We start from the raw sequence: 8,970 nt of genomic DNA on the forward strand, positions 1-8,970 counted from the left end.
AAATATTAGATATTGCCAACCAATCGCAAGAAATCAGCAACACTGTAGATAATATTGCTGTAAAGATTATGGATGATGTGAATAGAAAGAAGTTTTAAGAAAATATTGTATTGAGCTTGAAAATCCATATGACCTCTTATAGTCATGGATTCTTATTGCTCACTGCATAAAAACCCGTCATTCTCATTTTTTTATGGGTGATCATAGCTAAATAACTCAACCACCACCCATAAAAAATCAACAACTAAAAATCATTAACCCACTTTTGGTGGTGTGAATGCGGTAACTTCAGCAGGTTTTTGTGTATATTTCTCAATATTCACTAAGCCTGTGTGTGAAATATTACCATTAGCAAGTTTGGAGGTAGGAATATCAATTGTTAACACATTCGCACAACCATTCTTGCACAATGAATTTGGCTCTTTTGGATTTTGTGGATCATACCACGCCCCCTCTGAAAGTTTAACAACACCCTCTTTGATATTATCTGTCACATAAGCTCCAGCTAAAACCTGCCCTCTTGCATTAAAAACCCTCACAATATCACCTTGTTTAATTCCTTTTTTCTTTGCATCTTTCGTATTAATCCAGATGGGTTCACGCCCAGAAATTGCATTTTTTTCACGCAAGGAAGTATTAGCAAGTTGTGAATGTAATCTATATTGTGGATGGTTTGTTAATAAGGCAAATTCGGCTGGTTTATTTTTCATACCTAACCATTCAACCGGCTCAAACCAACTCGGATAAGCTCTACAATCATCATATTTCATTTTTTCAATAACATTTGAATAAAGCTCAATCAATCCAGACGGCGTTCCTAGTGGGCTTAGAATAGGGTCCTCTCTAAAGTCTGCGTGACGCACCCAGCTTTGATTCTCTGCTGGCACTAGAAATGTCAAAGGCTGATTCTTCTTCCAAAATTCTTTAAATGGTGGCATTTCAATGGCGAGCTCCTTTGCTCTCTCAATCATCGCTGTATATTGCTTATAAGCTTGATTATAGAATTGTTCAATCCATTGCATTTCATTCTTACCTTCTGTATATTGTTCAAAGAATCCAAGCTCCCTTGCTAAATCACTGAAAACCTGATAATCGTCAACAGATTCTCCTTCTTTTGCAACTAAAGCCTTCATCGGCACAATATTTAAATTAGAATAATCCCCACTCATTGATATATCATTTCGCTCATAGCTTGTTGTGATTGGCATAACAATATCTGCAAATTTCGCTGTCGGCGTCCAATAAGGCTCATGCACGATAATTGTACGTGGCTTTTTCCACGCCTTTAAAAACTCATTGATATTTTGATGTTGAGTAACTGGATTGCCACCCGCCCAATAAATCAAATCAATATCAGTATAGGTCACTTTCTTACCATTATCATCAATCGTTTTTCCCGGATTTAACAAGGCTTCAGCAATTCTTGCAACAGGAAAACTATATTTTGCACCCTGCACTAACCATTCAGCTGCTCCACTTGCACTACTCCCAATACTCATTCCGCCAATCACGCCCGCTGTTGCTGTCGGAGCACCGCCATTACTATAATGATAACTCAAGCCAAATCCGCCACCAGGCAATCCAATTTGTCCAATCATACAAGCAAGAGCAACCATCATCCAATGCGGTTGTTCGCCATGATGTGCACGTTGCATTCCCCAACCAGAAAGAAGCATTGTACGTTTCTTGTAAAATAACTCTGCAAATTCCCTAATTGTTTTCTCACTTATTCCGCAAATTTCACTTGCCCATTTTGCATCTTTAACAATCTTGTCTTTCTTACCCAACACATAGGCACTAAAGTCATTAAACCCATATGTGTAGTTTGCAACAAATTCTTTATCATATTGCCCACTCACTAGCATCGTGTGCATAATTCCCAACATCAAAGCTGTATCCGTATTTGGAATAGGTGCTACCCACTCTCCATTTAAATATTGACAAGTATCGTTGCGTATAGGGTCAATACAAATAATTTTCTTTTTAGATTTTTTGAGTTTTTCTAAGTATTCTAAGCCTTGCCCATCATTTACGCTCCACGCAATACGCAAAGTAACTAAGGGGTCAGCACCCCAAATTACAACAACCTCGCTAGATTCTAGAACAACATCCCAAGAAGTTTGTTGGTCATAAACCTCAAGATTTCCCATTACATGAGCCATAATCACCTGTGAAGCACCTGTGGAATAATCACCTGTTGTACCAACATAACCACCAGCCATACCCATAAAGCGGTGAAGTAGAATTCTTGAATTGTGCATATTACCGCTACTTTTCCAACCATAACTTCCAGCAAAAATACCTTCAGCACCCTTTTGCTTATAAGTTGCTTTTAATTCTTGTGCAATAAGCTTAATTGCATCTTGATAACTTACTTTTACCCATTCATCAGCACCGCGTAATTCTGGCTTTGGATTCTTAGGATTTTCTAAATAGCTTTTTCGCACCATCGGATATTTAATACGAGATTGTGTATAAATCAAATCAGCTGTGGCAGAATGGAAAGGGTTTTTTACTGAAGATTTCATAGCATTCTGTGAAGAGACAACCTTGCCATTTTTAATTGTATGCTTTAAAATCCCCCAATGAGCACCACTAACTACTTCACCATCTTTGACAAGTTCAGTACTGAATTTCTCAATTCCTGCAGCAAATAACGCAGAACGGCGACTCACCATATCCACAAAAGGAATAGCCGCAAAAACTGCTACAGCTTTTAAAATATTTCTACGAGTAATATTTGAATTCTTCATAATTTTCCCCTTTATTTAGATTTTGGCATATCGCTTGCATTTTTTTGTAAATACTGCGTTAAAAGATACATACTTTCCTTGTCCATTCCGCTCCGCATTGACATTGACTTAACAATACCTGACCATTGATTTGCATTAAATTTTGTTGTCTCATACAAAGAATGACAGATAGAACAATTTGCAACATAACTTTCATTAGCTTGCTTATAGAGAGATTGCACTTCTTTATTTAAATTTGCCGAATCACTCCATACGGTTACCTCCGCTACATTCCACTTTTGCACACTATCCTTAGGCGTTTTATCAGCACCTATTTTAGGTGTTATTCCTGCAGTCCGACCCAACGCCGCATTCAAGATTCGCCGATTGGGTGCAAAATAAATTGCATGATGAGCACCTTCTTGCACATAGCCAGAGATTTTTATTAAGAGCTTATCACCTTTAACCTCAACCACTTCAACTTCAGCAGTAGGCAATAGTCTTCCAATCGCTTTTTGGTTATCTCCCTGTGCATACAAATCTTTAACTTTCGTTGCATAAAGCTTATCCCCTTTTTGAAAGTTAGAATCGGCAAACAGATGACTACAACATAGCAATACTGCACATAGTCCCATATTTTTAAGAAACATACAAACTCCCTCCTACTAAATAAATTTAGAATTAAATTATAATTAAAATTTACTTTAACCAACTTTAATTCTCAAAAATAACTATCATTTATATATTAGTAGTAATTATTAAAATTTTTAATAATAGAAGACAGATTTAAACATTTTTCTAAAATGGGTTCAGGACAATTCTTTTGCAAATATTCTTGCATATCATTAAATATCGGTGCTTGAAAAAGATATTCTTTAGCTGAAATTGGGTGCTTTAAATAAAGCCCATAAGCATGTAATAACACCCTGCCTTCAAATTTACCCCCATAACCATATAATTTATCTCCCAAAATATGTCGACCTAATTGTTCTAAATGGCAACGAATTTGGTGTGTTCTTCCCGTCTTAAGCTTTGCTGCAATGAGGCTTGAATATGTGCATTCTGCAAGTTGAATAAAATAGCTACAAGAATATCTCCCCTGATTCTTTTCACACTTTGCCATCTTCAGACGATTGCGTGGATTTCTTGCCATATAACATTCAAACATTCCCTCATCCTTGAGTGGTAAATCAATTAAAGCAAGATAATATCTCCCCATTTCGCGCGATTCTAGCTGTTTTGCTAAAGCAATGTGGGCTGTATTATTTTTCGCAACAACAATTGCCCCACTTGTCTGCTTATCTAAACGATGCACAATACCCATTCTCTCTTCTCCATTCAAGGTTGAAAGCGTGAAACCGCGTGATTGCAACCAATCGCAAAGTGTTGCTTCTTGCAAACTTGGAGCAGAATGCACAGCAAGAAAGGGTGGTTTATTTAAAACCAAAAATTCTGCATCCTCATAAAGAATCTCAATTTCCATATTTGTTAAATCCCACATTGATGATATTTTGGGTTTATCAGGAATATTGAAACTAATTTTTTCCCCTCCTTTAAGGATGAAGGCAGGGCGAAAAATCTGCACACCATCAACAAAAACCCCACCACCCTTAATGAGTTGTTCAACTTGATTACGACTCTGTTTTAATTCAGAGGACAAAATCTTATCAAGCCTTCCTTGCTGTGTATTCATTACTCTCTCTTTTTTACGAATTAATAACTAAAAATAGATTCTATCATATTTGAATACCTTTTAGAATTAGACAAAATATATTGGCTGTGCTATAATGTGAAATTTAATGCTTACACTAAGGAGAAAAAGATGCCTTTATTAGATAGTTTCAAAGTCGACCATACAAGAATGCCTGCACCGGCAGTTCGATTAGCAAAAATTATGGAAACTCCAAAGGGGGATAAAATCAGCGTTTTTGATTTGCGTTTTACGCGTCCTAATGTTGACTTACTTAGCGAAACAGGTATTCACACTTTAGAACATTTATTTGCGGGCTTTATGCGTGATCATCTTAATTCTGGTAATGTTGAGATTATCGATATTTCACCAATGGGCTGTCGTACAGGATTTTATATGAGCTTAATTGGGACACCTAGCCCACAGGAAGTGCAAAAAGCATGGCAGGCTAGCATGGAAGATATTTGCAAAGTAGATACAATTCCGGAGGCAAATAAATTCCAATGTGGTACTTTTAAGATGCACTCCTTGCAAGAAGCACAAGATATTGCAAAAAAAACACTGAATGCGGGTATCGGAATTATGAATACAGAGGAGCTTTTGCTTAAAGATATTTAAAGAGGTGGTGGGTCCTATAGGACTTGAACCTATGACCAATCGGTTATGAGCCGATTGCTCTGACCAACTGAGCTAAGGACCCTTTATAAGTTTTAGGTATTAGTATGATGTTTCCCCATATTTGAAGAAATAAATGGCGGATGATTATACACAAATTTGAATTTAAAAGCAAGAAGATTTTCAAGTACACCAAAAAGTAGCATAAAAGTGGCAAAACTACTCCCACCATAACTAAACAGAGGCAACGGTAACCCAACAACAGGCAAAAGCCCCATCACCATACCAATATTGATTGCTGTATAGATAAAAACCAACATCGCAATACCATAAGCAACACATTGTAGATAATAGTCCTTAGAATCACTCATACCAATGGACAAAATGTGTAAAATCAAAAAGAGATACAAAGCAAGAAGCCCCATAGCACCCCAAAAACCGAATCTTTCTGCGAAATAAGCAAAAATAAAATCGCTTGTTGCAATGGGTAAAAATTTTAGTTGTGCCTGTGTTGCCTCTTCTTTTTTCTTGCCATTATAGCCTCCAGAACCAATTGCAATAAGGGATTGTTGTAATTGATATTTAGGTTTTTCAGAAAGAAATTCTACAACCCTTTTACGCTGATAATCTTTAATAAATGGGCTAGAATAAAGGATAGGTGCAAAAACAATAATCACGCCAGCAATAGCAAGCCAAATTTTATAATGCACACCAACTAGAAATAAAATTCCAAACCCCATAGCAAAAAGGGTAATGGCTGTTCCTAAATCAGGTTGCAACTGAATCAAAACAACAGGTAGGCAAATATAAGCACTAAAAATTAAAAATTGTTTCAAACGATAACCGCCTTTTGGAGGGGGTTTTTGGTCGATTAAATAAGCAATCATTAAAATAAGCGTAGGTTTCATAAATTCAGAGGGTTGCAATGTAAAATGAATAAAGGGTATTTCAAGCCATCTTTGTGCCCCCATACCACGATCAACACCAATTAAATCAGTGAGTATTAACAAAAAAATACTTAACCAATAAGCAATAGGAACTAAAAAACTTAATCGCCTAATAGGAATAAAAGCCACAATAACAAAAATGGAAATGCCGACAAGAGAGTACACTAAATGTTTGCTAGAAAGAAGCTCACTCACCTCTCCAATAAGCACACCGGAAATAACAATAAGGGGAAGAATAAAAAAAGGTAAAACATAGTCAAATTGTGATAAAACCTTCCTATCAAAGAATGGATTCATTAATTATGCCTATTCTCATCAAAGTAATTTGATAAAAAAATCAAAAAGAAAAAACAAACCCATGCCCCTTAACCCCTAATCCAAACTTCATTATTCTCTATATTTCAGCAATCCAAACTCCAAAAGCAAACCCGAAAGACGGATGTACCTAAAATCCTGCCTCACCAAAATCAGTTACAGGTATATTGAGATTCTCTCTTGCCTTAACAGGAAGACTAGCCACAAAGCTTTCATAGCTATAAACAATTCCCTTATCTTTCGCTTCAGCAAACAACGCCTTCGCCATACTCATATTATATGGTGTTCCACCTGTATAAGGCTCAAAAACACGATTAGCTATTGCTAACGCATACACATTTCGTTGCACATTTTCCGTAGCTGCATGAGGATTTGGAATATAAGAGATACTCTGAATCAATACTTCATCAAACTTCCAATGATCAAACAAGAATCCTAAAAATGAAATATGGTCTACACCACAAAATTCATTCTCAATTAAGGCAACATTTCGAAAATGAGATTCCTTTAAAGCTTCAAGAAATTCCTGATCTTTTTTTACCTCAATAAGTGCACCAGCGAGTAAAATCATACCTAAACGCATAAGCATGGAACAGGGCACTAGAATCTGTGCTAGCTGTTTATCATCTTCAATCAACCAATTTGTGATGAAACTTGACTCCAAACTACAACTAGCTAAAAACTCCTGCGTATTTAGCCCATAGGGAGACATATCAACTTTTAATTTGCTATTGATAGAATTCGCAATAACAGCATTTTTAATATTGTTAATACCCAACAAAGAAACAACTTGTTGGATTGTTACAATTTCCCTTGAAAATCCATAAAATGGGGAGTTAGCAAGCCTCAAAAGCTCCCCTGTAAGCAAGGGATCTCGTGAGATAATATTAACAACCTCCTGCATCCTTACTTCAGACCCAGCAGAATCCACATAGCTCTGCAATTTTACAACCGTTTCTGGTAGCGGAGGAAGATTCTCGATTGTTCTTACTAACAGATTATGCATCTCGTCAACCCTTTAATATCAAATGTAAAGTCTATCGCTATTATATCCACTTTTTCTAAATATACCAAATAAAAAAGAAGTTCTTATAGATAGTTTATTCTATAAACACCTAATAAGCCCTGCAATTCGCGTACATTTGTGTATAATATGTCTGACTTTTTTGAATTATCTCTGAATTGTCTGTCACAAAAAGCGTTTCATAGCTGTTCTCAAAAGCATTCTTTGACCAATTTGCTGAACCAATAAAAATTTCTTTACCATCTACAATCGCTAATTTCATATGCATAATACCATAGTGTTTGCCGTTTTTTGCACGATTCCCTCTTAATGTACACACAGAAATATTATTTAATTTTCCCAAATAGCCAATTGTAGAATTCTTATTTTTAGCCAAATTACTCTCTTCATCGTAAATAATGCGTATCTTAACACCCCGACTTGCAACATCTCTTAACGCTTTTGCAATTTCTCTGTTCGTAAAACTATAAATTGCAATATGAATCTCTTTCTGTGCATTCTTGAACGATGAAATCAATCGCTTTAAAGCCATTTTTTGTTCTTTTGGCATTAAATATATTTCCTCTTTAGCAAAAAGAATTACACCACTAAACATAAAAATTGTACAACAAAGAAAAATAATTTTTCTCATCGACTCTAACTCCCTTTTTAATAAGGTTTAAAATGATATAATACCTTATATTTATTTAACTGACTTTGAAGGCGGCATAATGAAACTCTTATTGATTAATACCAACCCCATTGTTCAAAAGCTTGTGAAATTAAGTGCAGAAAAAGTGGGACTTAGCATTATAGAGGCGGATTCACTCAATCAGCTTCAAGACATCAGCGAGATTCAGTTTATCTTTATTGATGATAAATCTTTCTCAAATAACCTAAAACGCGAAGCAAAAGAGAAGATTCCTCAAGCAAAACTTGGTTATATTTACTCTAAAAATAGCGAGAAAGAAGGTGGTTTTGACATTTATGTGCAAAAACCTTTTTTACCTACCGACTTTGTAGAATTACTTAAAAATCACACGATTGGAATGGACCGCAAAGATTTTGCCACACCCACCCCTGAAATACCAGCAGACGATATCCTACAAGAAAATACTCAAGTAGATATTCAAGATTCAATTCAAGAAGAAATACCACTGGAGGAGGAGGTTCAACCAACTTCTCAAGACGATGGTGAATTGGATAATTTAGAGGAGACAGGGATAGGAACTGAGGAAGATATGGATTTAAGCCTTGATGATATTAGCCCAGACCTTTTACCGCCGGAAGGTGATTTAGAAGCTGAAGGAATTAGCGGACTTGAGGATATTGAAGGACTTGATGATGATATTCACGATATGCTTGGAGGTGATGAGGAAAAAGCTACTCCAGATAAAGCACAAGATGACCTCGATTTAGGAGAAGATTTACTTGAGGTTGACGGATTGCAACGCCCTGCCAAAAAAGAACCAGAGGCTACACAAGAAACAACTGACGATTTAGATTTGGACTCACTTGATTTAGACCCAATAGCAGAATCTACAGAAAAAACTGATGGTGGCGAAGAGTTAGATTTAGACTTAGATACGATGGGTGAAGAATTAAATCTTGATGAAGCAATGGATTTAGACACTGAAGAATCTGCTACTACATCGCCAGATTCCATAG

The 8,970-nt window shown here is 36.2% G+C and carries 7 protein-coding genes, 1 tRNA gene and 1 pseudogene; 2 read left to right on the top strand and 7 right to left on the bottom strand.

All coding sequences use genetic code 11. The annotated features are described in order from the left end of the window. Nucleotides 1-254: 254 nt before the first annotated feature. From CCZ01_RS09150 to CCZ01_RS09160, 3 genes are all read right to left on the bottom strand, one after another. Entirely contained in the window at nucleotides 255-2,753 is a 2,499-nt protein-coding gene (locus CCZ01_RS09150) for a molybdopterin guanine dinucleotide-containing S/N-oxide reductase (RefSeq protein ID WP_112052915.1), read from the bottom strand. A gap of 11 nt (nucleotides 2,754-2,764) precedes the next feature. Then, entirely contained in the window at nucleotides 2,765-3,382 is a 618-nt protein-coding gene (locus CCZ01_RS09155) for a heme-binding protein (RefSeq protein WP_258437179.1), read from the bottom strand. Nucleotides 3,383-3,477: 95 nt separating this feature from the next. Beyond that, a complete protein-coding gene (locus CCZ01_RS09160) occupies nucleotides 3,478-4,425 on the bottom strand; it encodes an RluA family pseudouridine synthase (RefSeq protein ID WP_112052916.1) in 948 nt (315 codons plus the stop codon). 129 nt (nucleotides 4,426-4,554) lie between these two features. Here CCZ01_RS09160 and luxS point away from each other — a divergent pair, with 129 nt between their 5' ends. Then, nucleotides 4,555-5,040 carry an S-ribosylhomocysteine lyase gene (gene luxS, locus CCZ01_RS09165; protein ID WP_112052917.1) on the top strand — a complete coding sequence of 162 codons (486 nt, stop codon included), beginning with the start codon at nucleotides 4,555-4,557 and terminating at the stop codon, nucleotides 5,038-5,040. Nucleotides 5,041-5,045: 5 nt separating this feature from the next. On the opposite strand, the gene CCZ01_RS09170 is transcribed toward luxS, so the two are convergent. From CCZ01_RS09170 to CCZ01_RS09185, 4 genes are all read right to left on the bottom strand, one after another. Continuing rightward, nucleotides 5,046-5,122: transfer RNA gene (locus CCZ01_RS09170), tRNA-Ile, on the bottom strand. 10 nt (nucleotides 5,123-5,132) lie between these two features. After that, entirely contained in the window at nucleotides 5,133-6,281 is a 1,149-nt protein-coding gene (locus CCZ01_RS09175; protein ID WP_112052918.1) for an FtsW/RodA/SpoVE family cell cycle protein, read from the bottom strand. Nucleotides 6,282-6,429: 148 nt separating this feature from the next. Beyond that, entirely contained in the window at nucleotides 6,430-7,305 is an 876-nt protein-coding gene (locus CCZ01_RS09180) for an HDOD domain-containing protein (RefSeq protein ID WP_112052919.1), read from the bottom strand. A 109-nt stretch (nucleotides 7,306-7,414) separates the two neighbouring features. Further along, the gene (locus tag CCZ01_RS09185; RefSeq protein WP_112052920.1) at nucleotides 7,415-7,954 is read right to left on the bottom strand and encodes a phospholipase D-like domain-containing protein; all 540 of its coding nucleotides are present in this window, start codon (nucleotides 7,952-7,954) and stop codon (nucleotides 7,415-7,417) included. Between the two features lie 79 nt (nucleotides 7,955-8,033). On the opposite strand from CCZ01_RS09185, the pseudogene CCZ01_RS09190 reads away from it, so the two are divergent. Next, a pseudogene (locus tag CCZ01_RS09190) lies at nucleotides 8,034-8,970 on the top strand (hypothetical protein); the annotation flags it as partial.

It is taken from the genome of Helicobacter monodelphidis, assembly GCF_003288845.1.
Classification (GTDB): Bacteria; Campylobacterota; Campylobacteria; order Campylobacterales; family Helicobacteraceae; genus NHYN01.

Bases quoted from the DNA above. Each gene is read 5' to 3' on its own strand.
- CCZ01_RS09150 (WP_112052915.1), bottom strand. From the start codon at position 2,753: ATGAAGAATTCAAATATTACTCGTAGAAATATTTTAAAAGCTGTAGCA.
- CCZ01_RS09155 (WP_258437179.1), bottom strand. From the start codon at position 3,382: ATGTTTCTTAAAAATATGGGACTATGTGCAGTATTGCTATGTTGTAGT.
- CCZ01_RS09160 (WP_112052916.1), bottom strand. From the start codon at position 4,425: ATGAATACACAGCAAGGAAGGCTTGATAAGATTTTGTCCTCTGAATTA.
- luxS (WP_112052917.1), top strand. From the start codon at position 4,555: ATGCCTTTATTAGATAGTTTCAAAGTCGACCATACAAGAATGCCTGCA.
- CCZ01_RS09175 (WP_112052918.1), bottom strand. From the start codon at position 6,281: ATGAATCCATTCTTTGATAGGAAGGTTTTATCACAATTTGACTATGTT.
- CCZ01_RS09180 (WP_112052919.1), bottom strand. From the start codon at position 7,305: ATGCATAATCTGTTAGTAAGAACAATCGAGAATCTTCCTCCGCTACCA.
- CCZ01_RS09185 (WP_112052920.1), bottom strand. From the start codon at position 7,954: ATGAGAAAAATTATTTTTCTTTGTTGTACAATTTTTATGTTTAGTGGT.